Raw genomic sequence first — 18,480 nt, 5'->3', positions numbered from 1 at the left:
GTATCACCGAGGCCGGGGCGCGCGGACGGGTCGCGGCCGCGTTGCGGTTGCATCGGCGACTTGTCCGGATGGTCTATGGCCCCGGATCGGGTGCGAGCGGGCGGACGCTTCTGGCTACAATATAAGTCCTTCGGATGCGGCGCTTTTTTTGCGTCGTCCATTTCACGGTCACTAACTCATCCTGCCGATGTCCACCACGCCCGCCGCATCACGCCCGCCGATGTTGTCCACCGCCGACGCGCTCGCCACCTTGCTCGCGGCCGCGCGCCGGGTGGACGGCACGGAAACCGTCGACTGCTTCGACGCGCTCGGCCGCGTGCTCGCCGCCGACGTGGTGTCGCCGCTCGACGTGCCGCCCATGCGCACGAGCTCCATGGACGGCTACGCGGTGCGGGCGGCGGATCTCGCCGGGGCTTCCGGCTCTAACGGTGTGACGCTCCCCGTGTCGCAGCGCATTCCGGCCGGCGCCATAGCCGAGCCGCTGGCCGCCGGCACGGCCGCGCGGATATTTACGGGTGCGACCGTGCCGCCGGACGCGGACGCCATCGTGATGCAGGAAATGGTTCGTCTCGATAACAACGGCGCAAGCTTCTCGCAGGCTCCGGCAGAAGGCGAGTGGATCACCCGGCAAGGCGCTGATATCCGTCGCGGCGCTGTCATCCTGGCCGCCGGGACGCGGCTCACACCGCAGGCATTGGGGCTGGCAGCATCGGTGGGATGTGCTGCGCTCGAGGTCGCGCGGCGCGTGCGCGTGGCTGTGTTTTTCACCGGCGACGAACTCACCACGCCCGGCGAGCCGCTGCGCCCGGGCGCGATCTACAACTCGAACCGGTACACCTTGCGCGCGCTGCTCGCCACGATCGGCTGCGAGGTGACGGACCTCGGAATCGTGCCGGACCGGCTCGACGCGACCCGCGAGACGCTGCGGCGGGCGGCACGCGATCACGACCTGATTCTTACGTGCGGGGGGGTGTCGGTGGGAGAGGAAGATCACGTCAAGCCCGCCGTGGAAGCCGAAGGGCGCATTTCCATGTGGCAAATCGCGATGAAACCCGGCAAACCGCTCGCGTTCGGCGCGGTCAGGCGCGAGGCTTCCCGGGCGGAAGACGAGGCGTTTTTTATCGGCTTGCCGGGGAATCCGGTTTCGAGTTTCTGCACGTTCCTGCTGTTCGTGCGGCCGTTTATCCTGCGACTGGCGGGCGTGGACGCGGTCGAACCGCGCGTGTATTCCATGCGGGCGGATTTCACGCAGAAAAAGGGTGATCGCCGCAACGAATTCCTGCGCGCCCGTGTGAACGCCGCCGGCGGTCTCGACGTGTTCGGCAACCAGAGTTCGGCGGTGCTGACATCGACGGTATGGGGTGACGGACTGATCGATAACCCTCCGGACCACGCCATCCAGGCCGGCGAAATCGTGCGTTTTATCCCGTTTTCAGAACTGATGCGTTGAAGGCAATCATGAAAGTCGAGTTGCGGTTTTTTGCGAGCGTGCGTGAAGCGCTCGGTGTGGCAAATGAAAGTGTCGAAGTGCCGGACGGCGTTGCCAACGTTGGCGATGTCCGTGCCTGGCTGCGCGCGCGCGGCGGCGTGTGGGCCGAGACGCTGGGGGAAGGGCGGTCGCTGCGCATGGCTTGCAACCACGAGATGACGGACCCGTCGCGGCGCATCACGGACGGCTGCGAGGTCGCGTTTTTCCCTCCGGTCACAGGCGGCTGAGATGACCCGGATTCGCGTGCAGGAAACCGATTTCGATATCAGCGCCGAGGTCGCCGCACTACGTGCCGACAACCCCAAGGTCGGCGCGGTTGCATGTTTTGTCGGGACGGTTCGTGATCTGAACGAAGGCCATACCGTCCAGGCCATGGAACTGGAACACTATCCCGGCATGACCGAAAAGGCGCTCGAAGCGATTGCAGGCGAGGCGCGCGGGCGCTGGCCAGGATCGGATGTGTTGATCGTGCATCGGGTGGGAAAGCTGCTGCCGCTCGATCAGATCGTGCTGGTCGCGACGACCGCGGTGCATCGGGCGGAAGCGTTCGAATCGTGCGCGTTCGTGATGGATTACCTGAAAACGCAGGCGCCGTTCTGGAAGAAAGAGAAGACCGAGCACGGCGAGAAATGGGTCGATGCACGCGAATCCGACGACGCCGCGCGTGCGCGATGGGGCGCCGCGGCCCGCTGATCAGGACTTCTCGCTGCCTGTGTCCGTCACATTCACGGGAAACGACGTAGCACCGCTGCGATCGCGCAGATGCTCCGCCGCTTCCGTTTCCCGCTCACCTCTGCGCAAGCGCCTGAGCGACGCCAGCAGCGCAACCTGTGCCTCGGGAATGCGATAGTCCCAGCCAAACTTGCTCAACTGCAGGCTTTGCGCAATGCGCAGCGCCGGTTCCATGAACTGGACTGCGGCGGCCGGTTCGTACCGGCTTTCGACGGTATCAAGAAATAGCGTGATCCAGCGCGCAAAGTGCTGCGGTTCGATATCGCCAAGTGGCCGGTGCGCTTCCTGCACGTTGCCGCAATAGTCCTTCGTCCCGAGCACGAGGCTCGACCAGAAAGTCGTCATCTTCGCGAGATGAGCGTCCCAGCGCCCTGCCAACTCACGCGCGAAGACCGGGCCGAGCAGCGGATCTTCATCTACACGACGGTAAAAAACTTCGACGAGTTCGCGGATGTTGGCTTCGCTAGCCTGCGAGGAGCGAACAGGCGGCGTGGGCTGGACTGCGGGATCGGTCATGGCTTGAATGCGTTTCGTGCAATGGTTGAAGCGGCTGAACCCGCGTTTTATACCGGTCCTTTATTCGCGGACCAAGCCTCAGAACAAGGGCGATTTCGAAGAAAAGTGAATAAATGGGAAATTTGTCGCAGAATAGCGCCCATGCCGTGAAATACGGTTTCACGTTCTCCTGCGAGTTGGCGTCTCATGATAATCGACGTTTTAGCGTGAAACCTCCGTCGTGTCAGCGACGGCTTGCCGCGGCGACGATGACGCTCGAGCCGAGTCCGGACATACGCATGTCGGCTCCGGCCCCTACGTTCAGCCTTCCATCGCCGCGCCGCGCGGTTTGCCCGTGTGCGTGCCCGACTACCCTTGGCGCGCGATCCCTGCGCGTGAACGGCGCCGCCAACGCGCCACCTTTCAAATCGATGCGCCCGCCCATGCGGCATCGAAGCGCGACTGAATAACGCGATTGTTACGCGATTACCCTAATGCGACTAACCGATTACACCGACTATTCCCTGCGCGTCATGCTCTACCTGGCCGTGCGCCCGGAAGGACTGGCGACGATCCAGGAAATCTCGGAGGCGTACGGCATCTCGAAGAATCATTTGATGAAAGTGGTGCAGCGGCTTGGAGAACTGGGCTGGGTCGAAACGCTGCGCGGCCGTAACGGCGGCCTGAGGCTCGACCCTCGTACGCCGCTTCTGACCATTGGCGAGGTAGTGCGCAAGACAGAAAATGATTTTTCCATCGTCGGTTGCTTCGCCGGGGACCATGAAGCGCACCGGCATTGCGTGATCCAGTCGCACTGCCAGTTGAGAGGCGTGTTTGCGGCGGCGCGCGATGCTTTCCTCGCCGAGCTCGACCGGCATACCATAGGGGATCTGGCGTCGCCGGCGGACGAGCTGGCGGGTTTGCTCGGTATCGTGCGGTTCATGCCTCACCCAAGCTCGGACAAAGGCGGATCGGGTCAGAGCGCCGGTCGAACTTAGGCCTTCTGCTACCTGCTCCAAAGCTCCCGCATCCTCGGCTTCCCTCGCGCCCGATTTGACGATTTATCCAAAAAATTGCCGTTTTCGGGCACCGAAGCGCTTGAAAGTGCCGGATCGCGCCTCATTTTGAATACATCCCATTTGGAGGTCTCAATATGAGAATCGACAAGCTCACGACCAAGTTTCAGGAAGCACTGGCCGACGCGCAGAGTCTCGCCGTCGGCAACGACAATCAATACATCGAACCGGTTCATCTGCTTGCTGCGCTGATTGCGCAACAGGACGGTTCGGCGCGCTCGCTGCTCTCGCAGGCGGGCGTTCAGGTTCAGGCGCTGGAAACCGCGTTGAAAGACGCGATGACGCGTTTGCCGCAAGTCCAGGGCACGGACGGCAACGTCCAGGTCAGCCGCGACCTTGCCGGCTTGCTGAACAGCGCGGATAAAGAAGCGCAAAAGCTCAACGATACGTTCATTGCGAGCGAGATGTTCCTGCTCGCAGTCGCCGATGACAAAGGCGACGCGGGCCGTCTTGCCAAGCAGCATGGCTTGACGCGCAAGGCGCTCGAAGCCGCGATCAACACCGTGCGCGGCGGCGGCCAGGTACATAGTCAGGACGCCGAAAGCCAGCGCGGCGCGCTGAAGAAATACACCGTCGACCTGACCGAGCGCGCTCGCGCCGGGAAGCTCGATCCGGTGATTGGACGTGACGACGAAATCCGCCGTTCCATCCAGATCCTGCAACGGCGGACGAAGAACAATCCGGTGCTGATCGGCGAGCCGGGCGTGGGCAAGACCGCCATCGTGGAAGGGCTTGCGCAACGGATCGTGAACGGCGAAGTGCCGGAATCGCTCAAGAGCAAGCGCGTGCTTTCGCTCGACATGGCCGCGTTGCTGGCCGGCGCGAAGTATCGCGGGGAGTTCGAGGAGCGGCTCAAGGCCGTGCTGAGCGACATCGCGAAGGACGAAGGGCAGACCATCGTCTTCATCGATGAAATCCATACCATGGTCGGCGCCGGCAAGGCCGAAGGCGCGATGGACGCGGGCAACATGCTCAAGCCGGCGCTCTCGCGCGGCGAGCTGCATTGCATCGGTGCGACCACGCTTGACGAATATCGCAAGTACATCGAAAAGGACGCGGCGCTCGAACGCCGTTTCCAGAAGGTGCTCGTCGACGAACCTTCGGTGGAAGCGACCATTGCGATCCTGCGCGGCTTGCAGGAAAAGTACGAACTGCATCACGGCGTGGAGATCACCGATCCCGCGATCGTCGCAGCGGCGGAGTTGTCGCATCGCTACATCACGGACCGTTTCCTGCCGGACAAGGCTATCGACCTGATCGATGAAGCCGCGTCGCGCATCAAGATGGAAATCGATTCGAAGCCTGAAGAGATGGACCGGCTCGACCGTCGTTTGATCCAGTTGAAGATCGAGCGCGAAGCTGTGAAGAAGGAGAAGGACGAAGCATCGCAGAAGCGCCTGCAATTGATCGAAGAGGAAATCGAGCGGCTGGATCGCGAGTATTCCGACCTCGAGGAAATCTGGATGGCAGAAAAAGCCGCCGTGCAGGGCAGCGCGACGCTGAAGGAAGAGATCGAGAAAGTGCGCGCGGATATCGTGCGTTTGCAGCGCGAAGGCAAGCTCGAGAAGGTCGCCGAATTGCAGTACGGCAAGCTGCCCGGGCTCGAGGCGCAATTGAAGCAGGTGACGCAGGCCGAGACCGCCGAGCAAAGCAATCCCACGCGGCCGCGCCTGTTGCGCACGCAAGTCGGTGCTGAAGAGATCGCGGAAGTCGTGTCGCGTTCGACCGGCATTCCTGTGTCGCGGATGATGCAGGGCGAGCGTGACAAGCTGCTGCAGATCGAAGCCAAGCTGCATGAACGCGTCATCGGTCAGGACGAAGCGATTGGCGCCGTGGCCGATGCAATCCGCCGCTCACGCGCCGGTTTGTCGGACCCGAACCGGCCGTATGGTTCGTTCCTGTTCCTCGGGCCGACGGGCGTGGGCAAGACCGAGTTGTGCAAGGCGCTCGCCGCGTTCCTGTTCGATTCGGAGGATCACCTGATTCGTATCGACATGAGCGAGTTCATGGAGAAGCACAGCGTCGCCCGTTTGATCGGCGCGCCGCCGGGTTATGTCGGTTATGAAGAGGGCGGGTATCTGACCGAGCTCGTGCGGCGCAAACCGTACAGCGTGATCCTGCTCGATGAAATCGAGAAGGCGCATCCGGACGTGTTCAACGTGCTGCTGCAAGTGCTCGACGACGGTCGCATGACCGACGGGCAAGGGCGCACCGTGGACTTCAAGAATACGGTGATCGTGATGACATCGAATCTTGGATCGCACGTGATCCAGTCGATGGTCGGCGAGCCGCACGAAGCGGTGAAGGATGCCGTGTGGGAAGAGGTCAAGCTGCACTTCCGGCCGGAGTTCCTGAATCGTATCGATGACGTCGTGGTGTTCCATTCGCTCGACCGCAGCAACATCCAGTCGATTGCGAAGATCCAGTTGCAACGGCTGCATGAACGGCTTGCGAAGCTGGAGATGCAGCTGGATGTATCGGACGCGGCACTCGAGTTGGTCGGCAAGGTGGGTTACGACCCGGTGTTCGGCGCGCGGCCCTTGAAGCGCGCGATCCAGCAGCAGATCGAGAACCCGGTCGCGAAGCTGATCCTGGCCGGCAAGTTTGGGCCGAAGGACGTGATCCCTGTGGATGTTCGGGACGGGGAGCTGGTGTTCGATCGCGTCGTGCATTAAGACGCTTTGGTGATGCGATGAAACGCCCGATGAGGTTTATCGGGCGTTTTTTTTCGTGGTTGGAGCAAGAGCGTGTTTGGGTATACCCCGTTAGCGAACTTTGGGCATCGTGATAATCTGCGACCAAGTTATCTGACGTCGTATCTAAAAAGCGTCTCTCATACTTGAAAGTCCTCCGTTATAAAAGGCGAAAGTCATAGGACGTCCGTTCTAATCACCTCCAACTCACATCATCTCATGACGAAACTGAACTTCTTGTTGGCAGCGACAGTCGCGTGCGCCGCGTCGGTGAACGTCTACGCCAAGACCAGCGATCAGGCGTCCCTTGACTCTGCCGTCAGGCGCCTGCATGCCGCGATGATCGCGGCCAACGGCGCCGAACTCAAAGCGCTGACCACCTCGACTTTGAGCTACGGTCATTCGAACGCTTCGGTTCAGAACCAGCAGGTTTATATCGATACGATCACGAGCGGGAAGACGCACTACAAGCGCATCGACCTGACCGAGCCGAGCGTGACGCTCGCGGGCGATAACGCCATCGTCCGGGATCATTTTTCGACAACGGTGGAAAGCGACGGCCAGCAGACCGATGTCGAACTCGATCAGTTGATGGTCTGGAAGAAGGGCGGCAACGGCTGGAAGCTGCTCGCGCGCCAGGGTTTCAAGCATTGACGAAAAAGGGCAACGGATTACTCCGATGCCCCTTCGTCACTTCAAGCAAACACAATAAAGAGAAGAACCCTCAAGCCTTCGGCTCTTCATTCTTGCCGAACAGGCCGCCCAGACCGCCGAGCGAACCCAGCACGCTGCCGAGATCAAGCTTGCCGTCCGCCGGCACTTCGCCGTTCGGCGTTGCCTTGTCGACGAGTTGCGGCAGCACGGAGGCCAGCATGCCGCTCAACTGATCGCCCGACACACCTGCCTTCTGTGCGAGATCGCTGACTGCGCCCGACCCGAGCACGTTGGTCAGGGTGTCCGAGCTGATCGGCTTGTTTTCGCCATGACCGATCCATGACGACACCACATCACCTGCGCCATTTTCATGGAAGCGCTGGATCAGGCCGGTCAGGCCGCCTGGCTGGTTGTTGATGAATTCCATGGCGACAGCGACCAGACCGGCCGGTGCTGCGCCGCCACCTTCCGGTGACGATTTGCCGAAGGAGGAGGCGAGGGTATCGAGTAGGCTCATGGCTGTCTCTCTGAAAAGCGATACGGGTTGAGTATATCGCCCGGTTGTGTTGCAGTGACCGGGCGAACAAGGCGCCGTCCGTCAGGACAACGCGTGTTCTGCTGCAAAACGACCTGAGTGCGCTGAAGCTCAAGCGTCGTGTTTGTGTCCGTTTCACGAACGACACGCCCTTGCATCAAGTCAACGGCGCGCGAAAGAAACGCGCCGCTGTACTCAGGTTGCAGCCGCGTCGCTCGCGGCTTTCTTCTTCTTTGACTTCTTCGATGCCTTGGCGCCGCTCGCGCCAGATGCTGCATCGGCGCTGGCGGTGGTCGACCCGCTGGCGGCGTCGGCGGCTTTTGCTTTCTTCGATCTCTTCGCTTTCGGAGCCGATGCCGCGTCCGGCGTGACGGCAGGCGTGGTGGCCGTGGTCGCTGCAGGAGAGGTTGCGGCGGTGGCGGCGGCCGAAGACTTCACCGTCGATTTGCCCGGCGCGGCGCTCGTGCTGGTTGCAGGCGTCTTGGAGGGCTTCACGCCGGTTGGCGGCGCGGATGAACCACCGATGGTCAGCCCGGCTTCTTCCAGATGTCCTACGGACTTCGTGCCGAGCCCTTTCACGCGATTGGCGAGATCGTCGGCGTTCTTGAACGGGCCGTTCGCAGTCCGTTCGTCGATGATCGCCTTCGACTTCACCGGCCCGAGCCCTTTGATCGCTTCAAGCGAGGCCTCGTCGGCGGTGTTCACGTCAGTGGCGGCGAATGCCGCGCCCATCGACAACGAAAAGGCCAGAAACAACATCAACAGCTTTTTAAGCATGACAAGTGCTCCAGGTTGAAAACAGAAGGAGAAATCAGTGTCTCAGTGCCGCCCCGACTTTACTGGAAGCCTGGCCAGAAAGTCCAACTAGCATAGGACAAAACGACCGCCAGCATAATGGCGGCAACCGTGAATCGGTTCGGGCAGCATTAATTTTGACAACATCGCCGGATAGTATTTTGCTGCGGCAGCGCTTTCGCTGCAGCGTTTCAATTCTCTTTTGCGATTATCACCAGACGCGTGGCGGATCGGGACGGTCCTGTCGAGATTTAACAGTTTCTGAATGTCGCTGCGATTAATCTGTCTTTTGTCTTATAAAAATTATCGACAAAATCCGCCTCGATCAGCCCTTGGTTTTGATTTTCACGAATGCGCCGCGAACCTCGAATTTCACGGAGTCGACGACTTCGCCGTGTTTATCGATGAGATCCAGCGTGTGATGTCCCGGCCACGGCAACCATGCCATGCGTTGTGCGCGTCCGGCCGGCTTGCCGTCCAGACGCCACGTGCTGCCCGAAGGCGCGCCTTGTCCGCTTTCGAACCAGACGCGCTGGCGGGCCGCGGGAATGTCGGGGTCGAGCGCGAAGATCGTGCCGTCGGTCGGCGTAGAGATTCGCGCCGCGCCGGAGTTATCCGCACCCTTTATGGTTCCCTCAGCATTCGCCGATAACCCGATCCGCGACATCTGCGTGCCGCTCAGGAACCAGTCGTCGCGCGCCGGTTCGATATCGTTCTGATACGTGATCTTCGTGCGCACCACGCCTTCGGGCGCAGCGGGCGCGCGGCTCGGCGTCTGCCGGTGCAGGTAGTTGACGAGCGCGGCCCACACGGGCGCGGCGCCCGTCACGCCGGAGACGTCCCACATCGGCGCGCCGTCGGCGTTCCCGACCCACACGCCGACCGTATAGCGCGACGTATAACCGACCGCCCAGTTGTCGCGCATGTCCTTGCTCGTGCCGGTCTTGACGGCGCTGAAAAAGCGCGTGGCGAGCACGCTGTCGAAGCCGAACGTACGCGTGCGGGCGTTGTTGTCGGCAAGGATGTTCGTCACGATAAAGCTCGCCTGCGGGCTGAAGATACGTGTTCCGGGCACGGCGGCAGGATGCACCGCCGCGTCGGACATCGAACCGGAGGTGCCGCCGTTCGCAAGCGTGCGATACGCGTTCGTGAGCGATGCAAGTGTCACGTCGGCGCTCCCCAAAGCGAGGCTGAAGCCGTAGTAATCGCCGGCCTGCGTGAGCGGCAATCCGAGCGAGACCAGCGTCTTCGCGAACTTGTGCGGCGTGACCATCACGAGCGTACGCACGGCCGGCACGTTCAGCGATGACCCGAGCGCCGTGCGCATGCTCACCCAGCCCTTGAAATCGTGATCGTAGTTCTGCGGGATATACAGGCCGCCGCCGGTCGCGAGATCGAGTGGAGCGTCATCGAGCAAGGTGGCAGGCGTGAGACGTTTTTCATCGATGGCCTGAGCGTATAAAAATGGCTTGAGCGTCGAGCCGGCCTGCCGCAATGCGACGACCGCATCGACCTCCGGCGCATTCGATAACTCGCCCGCCGAGCCCACCCACGCGAGGATCTCGCCGCTGCGGTTATCGATCACGATGGCCGCCCCGTCGTGCACATTGCGTTGATGCGCGCGCGCGTTGAGTTCGAGCAGGGTGCGCGCGAGCGAATCGCGGGCGAAGCGCTGCAGGCGGGTGTCGATGGTGGACTTGATGCGCGCGCCGGCTTGCGGATGGACTTCATTCGCGATACGACGCGCGAAATGCGGCGCGAGCGATTCTGAATCGAACGAACGCTGCGCCGCCGATGCCGTGCGCGTGAGCGTCAACTGCACGTAGCTGTCGAGATTCACGCACGGGTCCAAAGTCGGCGTCTTAGCCCGGTTCATGTCGCGCAGGATTCCGCACGCCCGCGCCGAGACCTTCGCGTAATTCGCATTCGGCGCTCGCACGAGCGCCGCGGTCACAGCGGCTTCGCGCTCGTTCAAGCCGGATGGCGACTTGCCGAAGAGCGTCTGCGATAACGCGGACAGCCCCACGATCTCGCCGCGAAACGGCACGAGATTGAGATACGCCTCCAGGATCTGGTCCTTGCGCCACGCGTGATCGAGCCACAATGCGCCGACTGTTTGCGTCGCTTTTTCGGTAACCGATCTTCTGCCCGGCCGGCGATCGTCATCGATCAAACCGGTCAGTTGCATCGTCACCGTCGACGCACCCCGCGTGCGCGTGTTCCACAAGTTCGCCCATGCCGCGGCCGCGGCGCCGCGCCAGTCCACGCCGCTGTGCTCGTAAAAGCGCTTGTCCTCCGAGACCACGATCGCTTCGCGCAGCGCCGGCGATACATCCTGCAGCGCGACCCAGTCGCCGCGCCGTTCGGATGTATCGATGCGCGTGCGCTGCAGCGGCTCGCCATCGCGGCCAAGCAACACCCAGTCGGAACTGCGCCAGCCCGAGCGCACCTCGTCGAAGCTCGGCAGCGCGTAGGCCGAACTGGCGAGCATGCATCCGAGAAGGGCGAGGGCGGCGCGTTTCATGGGTCTATTTTGCAGCGGTCGGTGATGAAGCAAGCGGCGAGATGACCACGGTCGCGTTTGGAACTGCACCGAACACGGACGGCGCGTACAGCGCTTCCACGCGCGTTGGCGGCAGCCCGAACGTGCCCGCGTTGTTCAGCCGGACCGTGTACTCGACCTGCAATTTGCCCTTCGGCAGATAGTCGTAATACGCGCGGTATCCATCGAAGCCACGTTCCACGAATGCCGGCCACGCGCCTTGCGCACTCTTTTCGCCTTCGGTGGCGGCTTCCGAGTCGCGGCCTAAGCCGGAGCCGAGGATCGTCGCGCCAGCCGGGACCGGATCGTTCACGACAACCCACGTCATGTCGCTTTGCGCTTCGATATCAAGATGCACGCGCACAATGTCACCGCGCGACAGCGTGCCTTTGACGGCGGGATCGATGGGCGTCACAGTCTTCGTGATCCGATACCCCGCCGCGAACGGCGCCTTCAACGCAACGGCCGCGAGACTTTCCATGGTCGCCCATGGTTTGCCTGTTCCGTCCTGCGTGAGGGTGAGCGCACCCTTGTCCCAGGGCAATGTCACGCTGTGCGAGCCCGGTGTGTTCCACGCGATCGCTTTATCCACGCTGCCTAACGCAATGTGCGTCTGCCCTGTCACCGGCGTGCTTTCAAACACACGCGAGAAACGTTCGACAGCAAGTTTGCCCCACAGATTCGAAGTCGTGGTGTCCCACGCGCCGTTCTTCTGCAACGCCAGCAATCCGCCGATCAGCCTCGGCATTTCGTCCTTCCAGGAAGGGTTGTCGGCGAAAAGCAGCGCCATGCGCGCCGCGTTCGTTTCCGGGCCGGTCATGAGCCAGTAGAGGTCGTCATCAGCCGCGGTCGAGAACGTCAGGCGCGTACCCGAATACGTCATGCGGGCGCGCAGGATCTGATCGATTTGCGCGCGCTGGTCGTCGCGCTGGGCAATGCCGTCCACGCGGGAAAGGATCGCGTAGTAGTCGAGCAGCGCGGACGTCGGCCACTGGTTCGGCGCGATGGTGATCGAGCCGAGCATGCGCGGCTCTGCGAGACCGTATCGCGACAACGCTTCGATGGCCGAGAGTTTCACGAAGTCGAGGTCCTGACGCGGCGACCAGAACTTGCGCTGGATCTTGCCTTCCACGAAGTTCGTCAATGCGCCCGCGAGCTTGTCGCGAAGGTCATCAGGCAGGGCGTAGCGGCGATCCGCTTTGGATGCTTCGTCGCTGACCGCAAGCAGATACGCCGACAACGTCGGACTGCCGTATGGGCGCGAATCATCGGACGGCGGGAAGTAGTTCGCGAGGCCGTCGCTGTCCAGATACGACGGCATGCGTGCAATCACCGTCTTCCATTGCGTGAGGTCGTTGAGACCCAGCGATCGCGATGTCTGTTGCTCGAGGCAGCTATACGGATAGCGCTCGAACCAGCGGCGCACGCCGGGCAGGCCATCGGCGAGTCTTGGCTGCAAGGTCACAGCAATCCCGCCGCGAATCTGCCCGTCGGCGGATGCCACTGCAGTCTCCGGAGGCGCGACCGGCAGCGTGAACGTGCCATCGACTTGCGTCATGGTGGCCTGCTGGACGGTCACGGGGATGGCCGGCACGACGCGTTGCGTGAGCTTGATCGCATCGGCGGCTTTCGGACCGCCTTGCTCGGCTGCGTTCACCTGCCAGTTCAACGCGCCCGTCGCCGCCATGCCAATGGCGTCCGGCGTGTTGATCTCCCACGAGATTTCCTTCGATGAATCCGGCGCGAGTTCCACCGTTTGCGCCTTCAGATCGAGCGAAGGCACGTTCGGCGTGACGACAACCTGCATGGTGCGCGCGGTCGTGTTGCGCAGCGTGAAGAGCGCGCGGAACTGGTCGCCCACGCGCACGAGCGGCGGCAGGCCGGATATCAGTTGCAGGTCCTGCGTGCTGCGTATCGATGCGCTCCCGGTACCGAACTGCCCGGCGCCAACCGCCCCGATCGCAACGATACGGAAGCTCGTCAACGCATCGTTCAAAGGCACGTCGACCGACGCTTCGCCGGTTGCATCGAGCGTCAGGCGCGGATTCCAGAGCAGGAGCGTATCGAAGAGTTCGCGTGTGGCGCTGTGTCCGCCGCCGCCGCCCGCCGGCACCGCCTTGCGCCCGAAGTGACGCCGTCCGATGATCTCCATTTGCGCCGTCGATGTCTCCACGCCATATGCGCGCCGTTGCAGCATGGCGTCGAGCACGTTCCAGCTTGGATTCGGCATGAGTTCGAGCAGGGCTTCATCGACAGCGGCGAGCGCGATCTGCGTGCCGGCCGGCGCAGGCTTGCCGTCCGGCAACGTCACGCGAACCTTCACATGCGCCTTCGAACGCACGGCGTACGACTTTGCGTCGGGCGTCACCGTGACGCCCAGCTTGTGCACGGCCGTACCCACCTTGATCTCGCCGAGACCGTACCGGAAAGCGGGCTTCGACAAATCGACGAGCGGCGTGGGCGCCTCATATTGCCGGCCTTCGTACCAGAACGCATGCGCCCAGTCGAGCGGCGCTTTCCAGCCCCACGTGAAGAACGAATACCACGGCACTTCATGAATCCGGCCACGAATCGCGAGTACGGAGACATACACGTTCGGCCCCCACGTGTCCTGGACCTTCAATTCGATGGTCGGGTTCTTTCCGTCCAGTTCGACGACCTTCGTTTCCACGATCCCTTCACGTTCCACGGCCACGAGCGCGGTCGCAAAGCGGAACGGCATGCGCACCTGGAAGCGCGCGGTTTCGCCGGGTTCGTAGCTGGTCTTCTCGGGCAATACGTCGATACGATCCGTGTTCTCGCCGCCGAACCAGAGCTGGTCTTCCCGCGTGACCCAAACCGATGTCGTCGCGTTCGCGACACGTCCGTCACCGTCTTTCGCAATCGCGATCAGGTCGACGTTGCCCGCTTCCTTGAGTTTTGCATCGCAGGAAAGCAGCCCGTGGTCATCGCTCTTGCCGCTGCACAGCGTGCCGAGGTCCTTGATTTCGGTGTGGTTGTCGTAGGCGTAAAAACCGCCGACCATGCGTTTGCGCGAACTCGTCATGGTGCGCGCAACGCCGCGTATTTCCAGCGCAACGCCGGCGCGCGGCTTGCCCTGCAAATCGACGGCGAGCGCCTGCACCGGCACTGCGTTCCCGACCGATACCCAGTCGCCCGCCTTGATGCCAGCAGCCACCGCCGCAGGCCAGAGCGTCGCGTCGCCGCGCAGCGTCTGGATCTCGCCGTTCGGGTCCGCGAAGGTCGCTTCCAGCGCGAGCCGTTTGGGCGCCTCGACCACGGGCAGCGATTTCAGCGTGAGCGTGCCCGTGCCGTTACGGTCAAGTGTGAGCGCGGTTTTATCGGCGACGAGTTTTGCCGTCGATGTATCTTCCTGCGCGCTCGAGTTGTCGTCGTCGCCTTCCGTTGCGGGCGCGCTTGCGCCATCGTCCGCAGGCTTTTTGTACGGCGCGAAGCTGAACGAATCGAATTGCGATGCAAACGGCGGCGATGTGTCTTTCATCAACGCCGACACTTGGACAGGCAGATTCGATGCCGGTCCGCCCGATACATATTCGATCTGCACCGCGAGCGGCGCTTCTTTGGCGGCGACAAGCGCGCCCGTCTTCTGGTCGCGAATCCCGATCGATCCCTTGAACACCGGAAGGCGGAATTCTTCTACGCGGAAACTGCCTGTATCGACGCTCATTCGGCCAGAACCGGCGCTTGAATCCTCGTCATCGTCGCCGGCGTCGGCCTTGCCGTCGTCGAGCGTCACGCTATATTCGCCGAGCTTTGCGGCGGAGGGAATCGGGAAGGTCGAATCGGCGCTGTGATCGGCGGCCCACTTGAGCGGCAGGTGATAGGTCTGGCCGCTGCCCAGATGACGGATCGTCACGCGCGACGGCATATGCGACGGGAACGCAAAACCGCTGAGCGTTTCCTCGCGCATCAAATGCTTCATGGATACCGTTTCGCCGGCGCGCAAGAGCGTCCGGTCGAACACGGTCGTGGCGCGGGTGGTCTGGTCGCGGCTCATGTCGGTCGGAACGTTGAAACGCCAGCTTTCGATACCGCGATTCCAGTCCGAGCGCACGAACGCCATGTCGGGACCGGTCTTCGGATCGTCCACACGTGCCGAGACGAAAAAGCCCGACCATTCCAGACTCTGTTCATCGCATTCGGCAGCCGCGGCGAGCGGCTTGTTCACGTTTGCAATGCCTTGCGCGTTCGTCGTTGCCGTGGCGATCTGTTCGCCATTGCAATCGCTGATGTCGACCTGCGCGTTGGGCACCGGCTTGCCGCTGTCGAGCGCAGTCACCCAAACGATGCTGTTCTCGCGCCCTTGCTTGAAATGCACGCCGAGGTTTGTCACAAGCACCGACGTACGCACGTACATGGCCTGCGGCTTGCCGAGCAGCGACGCGCCAAGCGCCGGCGACGCCATTTCGACCACGTAAAATCCCGGCTTCATGATCGGAATGCCGACCACTTCAAACGGACGCAGGGACTTCGGATCGGCCTGCGGCACGCTCAACGTCTCGACGCCGGGTTGCTTTGCGAGCAGCGACAACGAGCGGATATCGATCTGCGGATTTTTCGCTGTGCTCCCCACCGCGTAGACTGGCTTGATGCCGTTGTGCAGCGCCTGCGGCATCTGCTTCTCGATCTGCGAAACGGACATCGAAAAGCCGTCGAACTGGTCGACGGTCTTCATCCATCGGCGAATATCCGTATCGGCGTCCACGCGCAGTTTCGTCACGCTCGATGCTCCCGCGTTCAAGCCGCTGACCTTCAGGTCGGCTTCTACATGACGCAGCGTGACGGGCAACATGGCGGGCATGTTCGGTTCGGCGAAGCGCTCGATGATCCCGAATGTCGACGATGAAAACTTCGCCAGCGGTGGCATGGGAGCGGTCGCGGTCCTCAGCGGGAAGAGATCTGCGTTCGACAACTCACGGCCGCTCGCGTCCTTCAACCCACCAGGCAGTTCAATCGATAGATCCGCGTGTTCCGGCAACGGCGCCGCGAACTCGACCGTGCTGATCTCGCTATCCTTTTCGTCGGGATCGAAGGTCGGCGTTGCGTTGCCGCCCGGGCCACGCAGCGTGATCTTCGCGGCGTCGGTGCGCAGTACAGGCGAGTTGAAGCGGATGCGCAACGGGCGCAGCGGCGTGCAGGGCGCTTTTGCGTTTTCACGTTCGCAAGAGAAACTTGCGGTGAAGGGGGCGCGGACATCGAAGTCGAAACGTTTTTCCACGTCGTTCGCGAGACCGCTCGGGCCCGCGACGCCACGGCCATAGACGAGTTGCATCTTCGTGGCCGAGGGCAGGGTCTGCTGGCAGGCGAGCGTGAGGACGCGTGCACTGTCTTTTTCAAGGCGGAAGTGCTTGAGCAAGGCGGTGCGTGCGGTGGCATCGATGGACTTGACGGGAATGCGGTTACCCAAGCCGTTCGATTCGCACCAGATGTTTTGCAGCGCGGAGGCTTCCGTTGCCGGGCCGTTGAGCCTTACCACAAAGAACTGGTTCTCTTCGATGTCGCCATACCCCGGCATCACGCTCAGGACAAACGGGCCGCCCGTCTCGAAGCGATATTCGCGCGGTCCGGTAAGCGCGTTTCCAGCGTTTGATTTGAGGCCGTCGTTGAGCGCCACCGAGCAGCGCATGCCGGGCGTCAGGTCCTGATCGAAATCGTAGGCCCAGGTTTTATCGTCGACCCAGTGGGCCGAGCCTGACGCGGCACCCGGGGCCGCGCCACCGCTGCAATGCACCTCAGCCGGCGCCTTTGCGGCGGCGCCGCCGAAGGCGATCATGGGTTCGTCGAACTTGACCACGACTTGCCGGACCTGCGTGATCTTGCCTTGCGGCGAGACGCTCACCGTCCGGGCGGCGTCAGCGCGATGCGTCGCGCCGAGAAAGCCTATTGCCAGCAATGAGACGGCAGCGGCCGAAGCCAGCGTCCAGGTTTGTTTTTTTATGACGCTGATCATCGAATGCGCTCCGGGAAAAGCCAAAACCGCTGGCGATTTTACCGGAGCCTTACGTTAAGCTAAGCATTTGTTTCCATCGTGCGACAAGATTTGATGATTGTTTGCATCGGGTGCGCGTTGTTACGTGGAGATGCTATGCGGGTTTGGCGTCGGCGGGGATATGGCGGCGGCTGACGCGGCGCCAGTACAGAAACAGACCGATGCCCGCCACTCCCAGGCTCACCGAATTCGCGACCCAGAACCGCGCGCGCCTTGTAGCGATTCAGGCGCAAAACCCCCTATATTGAAGCCAAGCAAATACCCGCCGCCCAGCCCGATTCCCCATAACGCAACGGCGTAGATGACCGTCGGCACGACGGCGACCTTGTAGGCGCGCAGCACGAAGGCCGTGGTGATCTGGAGTGCGTCGAAGAGGTGGTAGAACACCACGATTGCGAGCAGCGGCATGGCTGCGGCAATGACCTTCGCGTCCGGCGTGTAGGCCATCAGCACGTAGGGCCGCAGCACGAACAGCGCGACGCCATATACAACAGCGATCCCGCACGAGAGCGCGATGCCGTGCCGTGCGAGGGAACGGGCGGCATCGAAATGATGCGCGCCGATTGCCTGCGAGACGAGCGTGGCGGAGGCTACGCCAATGGAGAGCGGCGTCATGTACAGCACCGCGCCGATGTTCCCGGTGATCTGATGCCCGGCCAGTGTCGTCGTGCCGAAGTGCGAGATGAAAAGCGCCATGAACGTGTACGACGTCACTTCGATGAGATAGGACAGTCCCATCGGAATCCCGAGCTTGAGGAGCGCCTTCTGGCGTCGCCAGACAGGCCAGCAAAACCGCGAGAAGATACCGAACGGCCGGAAGAATCCGACGCGTACGAGCACCGTCATTCCGACGATCGCGATCAGCCAGTTGATCAGCGTGCTGGCGATCGCGCAGCCCGGGCCGCCAAGCGCCGGCATGCCGAAGCCGCCGAAGATGAACCACAAATTGAGCGGCACCTTCACCACCAGCGCGCCGACTTGCAGGAACATCACGAGCCGCGGTTTGCCGACCGCATTGGTCAGCGAGCTATAGACGCGAAACGCGAGACTCGCGGGCAACCCCAGCGACAGGATGCGCAAATAGGAGAGGGTGCGTTCGTGCAGGACGGGTGGGGCATCGGCGATGCTCAGGAGCGGTTGCGGGAAGTACAGGCAAACGAAACCGATCACTGATAACACCGCCGCCAGCCACAACGCCTGGCGCACTTCCTCGCCGATCTCGGCTTCCTGCCGCGCGCCGAACAGTTGCCCGGCGATTGGCTGCAACGCCGTGAGGATGCCGGTCAGGCCAATGTAGACGGAAATGTATATCGATGAACCCAGGCCGAGCGCGGCGAGATCGGTCGCGGAGAAGCGGCCGACCATGGCGGTATCGATCACGCCGAACGCGATGATCGCCAGTTGCCCGATCAGCACCGGCCACGCCAACGCGGCGATCTTGCGGACGTCCGGCCACATG

Annotated in this window: 11 protein-coding genes and 1 pseudogene; 6 read left to right on the top strand and 6 right to left on the bottom strand. The window is 62.4% G+C overall.

The annotated features are described in order from the left end of the window. The first annotated feature begins 187 nt into the window (after positions 1 to 187). From AX768_RS08315 to moaE, 3 genes are read left to right on the top strand one after another with little or no spacing between them, the layout of a single operon-like run. Complete coding sequence (locus AX768_RS08315; RefSeq protein WP_061999563.1) at positions 188 to 1,450, top strand: molybdopterin molybdotransferase MoeA; 1,263 nt, start codon at positions 188 to 190, stop codon at positions 1,448 to 1,450. Between the two features lie 8 nt (positions 1,451 to 1,458). Then, a complete protein-coding gene (moaD, locus tag AX768_RS08310) occupies positions 1,459 to 1,716 on the top strand; it encodes a molybdopterin converting factor subunit 1 (protein WP_062000876.1) in 258 nt (85 codons plus the stop codon). A gap of 1 nt (position 1,717) precedes the next feature. After that, positions 1,718 to 2,182: a molybdopterin synthase catalytic subunit MoaE gene (moaE, locus tag AX768_RS08305; RefSeq protein ID WP_061999562.1), complete on the top strand. Its 465-nt coding sequence runs from the start codon at positions 1,718 to 1,720 to the stop codon at positions 2,180 to 2,182. Here the strand turns inward: moaE and AX768_RS08300 are convergent, their stop codons facing one another. Beyond that, positions 2,183 to 2,737 carry a group III truncated hemoglobin gene (locus AX768_RS08300; RefSeq protein ID WP_061999561.1) on the bottom strand — a complete coding sequence of 185 codons (555 nt, stop codon included), beginning with the start codon at positions 2,735 to 2,737 and terminating at the stop codon, positions 2,183 to 2,185. It abuts the gene before it with no gap. Positions 2,738 to 3,210: 473 nt separating this feature from the next. Here AX768_RS08300 and AX768_RS08290 point away from each other — a divergent pair, with 473 nt between their 5' ends. The 3 genes from AX768_RS08290 (at position 3,211) to AX768_RS08280 (ending at position 7,139) form a co-directional block, all read left to right on the top strand. Beyond that, positions 3,211 to 3,714 carry an Rrf2 family transcriptional regulator gene (locus AX768_RS08290; protein ID WP_061999559.1) on the top strand — a complete coding sequence of 168 codons (504 nt, stop codon included), beginning with the start codon at positions 3,211 to 3,213 and terminating at the stop codon, positions 3,712 to 3,714. Between the two features lie 155 nt (positions 3,715 to 3,869). After that, positions 3,870 to 6,467: an ATP-dependent chaperone ClpB gene (gene clpB, locus AX768_RS08285; RefSeq protein WP_061999558.1), complete on the top strand. Its 2,598-nt coding sequence runs from the start codon at positions 3,870 to 3,872 to the stop codon at positions 6,465 to 6,467. A gap of 237 nt (positions 6,468 to 6,704) precedes the next feature. Further along, positions 6,705 to 7,139, top strand: coding sequence for a nuclear transport factor 2 family protein (locus AX768_RS08280; protein ID WP_061999557.1), 435 nt, complete (start codon positions 6,705 to 6,707; stop codon positions 7,137 to 7,139). 70 nt (positions 7,140 to 7,209) lie between these two features. On the opposite strand, the gene AX768_RS08275 is transcribed toward AX768_RS08280, so the two are convergent. The 5 genes and pseudogenes from AX768_RS08275 to AX768_RS08255 form a co-directional block, all read right to left on the bottom strand. After that, on the bottom strand, positions 7,210 to 7,656 hold the full coding sequence (locus AX768_RS08275) for a YidB family protein (protein ID WP_061999556.1): 447 nt from the start codon (positions 7,654 to 7,656) through the stop codon (positions 7,210 to 7,212). A 213-nt stretch (positions 7,657 to 7,869) separates the two neighbouring features. Then, positions 7,870 to 8,451 carry a ComEA family DNA-binding protein gene (locus AX768_RS08270; RefSeq protein ID WP_061999555.1) on the bottom strand — a complete coding sequence of 194 codons (582 nt, stop codon included), beginning with the start codon at positions 8,449 to 8,451 and terminating at the stop codon, positions 7,870 to 7,872. 343 nt (positions 8,452 to 8,794) lie between these two features. Next, positions 8,795 to 10,993: a penicillin-binding protein 1C gene (gene pbpC, locus AX768_RS08265; RefSeq protein WP_082778776.1), complete on the bottom strand. Its 2,199-nt coding sequence runs from the start codon at positions 10,991 to 10,993 to the stop codon at positions 8,795 to 8,797. Positions 10,994 to 10,997: 4 nt separating this feature from the next. Continuing rightward, positions 10,998 to 16,982: an Ig-like domain-containing alpha-2-macroglobulin family protein gene (locus tag AX768_RS08260; RefSeq protein ID WP_061999554.1), complete on the bottom strand. Its 5,985-nt coding sequence runs from the start codon at positions 16,980 to 16,982 to the stop codon at positions 10,998 to 11,000. 133 nt (positions 16,983 to 17,115) lie between these two features. After that, positions 17,116 to 18,479, bottom strand: a pseudogene (locus AX768_RS08255) (MATE family efflux transporter). Position 18,480 lies beyond the last annotated feature (1 nt).

Source organism: Burkholderia sp. PAMC 28687, assembly GCF_001577465.1.
Lineage (GTDB): Bacteria > Pseudomonadota > Gammaproteobacteria > Burkholderiales > Burkholderiaceae > Caballeronia.
Note: the sequence above shows the minus strand (reverse complement) of the source record. Positions and strands in the feature narration are given on the sequence as shown.

What these genes read in the sequence shown, in the direction of transcription:
- moaD (WP_062000876.1), top strand. Translation starts at nt 1,459, where the DNA reads ATGAAAGTCGAGTTGCGGTTTTTTGCGAGCGTGCGTGAAGCGCTCGGT.
- moaE (WP_061999562.1), top strand. Translation starts at nt 1,718, where the DNA reads ATGACCCGGATTCGCGTGCAGGAAACCGATTTCGATATCAGCGCCGAG.
- AX768_RS08280 (WP_061999557.1), top strand. Translation starts at nt 6,705, where the DNA reads ATGACGAAACTGAACTTCTTGTTGGCAGCGACAGTCGCGTGCGCCGCG.
- AX768_RS08315 (WP_061999563.1), top strand. Translation starts at nt 188, where the DNA reads ATGTCCACCACGCCCGCCGCATCACGCCCGCCGATGTTGTCCACCGCC.
- AX768_RS08290 (WP_061999559.1), top strand. Translation starts at nt 3,211, where the DNA reads ATGCGACTAACCGATTACACCGACTATTCCCTGCGCGTCATGCTCTAC.
- AX768_RS08300 (WP_061999561.1), bottom strand. Translation starts at nt 2,737, where the DNA reads ATGACCGATCCCGCAGTCCAGCCCACGCCGCCTGTTCGCTCCTCGCAG.
- AX768_RS08270 (WP_061999555.1), bottom strand. Translation starts at nt 8,451, where the DNA reads ATGCTTAAAAAGCTGTTGATGTTGTTTCTGGCCTTTTCGTTGTCGATG.
- AX768_RS08260 (WP_061999554.1), bottom strand. Translation starts at nt 16,982, where the DNA reads ATGATCAGCGTCATAAAAAAACAAACCTGGACGCTGGCTTCGGCCGCT.
- clpB (WP_061999558.1), top strand. Translation starts at nt 3,870, where the DNA reads ATGAGAATCGACAAGCTCACGACCAAGTTTCAGGAAGCACTGGCCGAC.
- pbpC (WP_082778776.1), bottom strand. Translation starts at nt 10,993, where the DNA reads ATGAAACGCGCCGCCCTCGCCCTTCTCGGATGCATGCTCGCCAGTTCG.
- AX768_RS08275 (WP_061999556.1), bottom strand. Translation starts at nt 7,656, where the DNA reads ATGAGCCTACTCGATACCCTCGCCTCCTCCTTCGGCAAATCGTCACCG.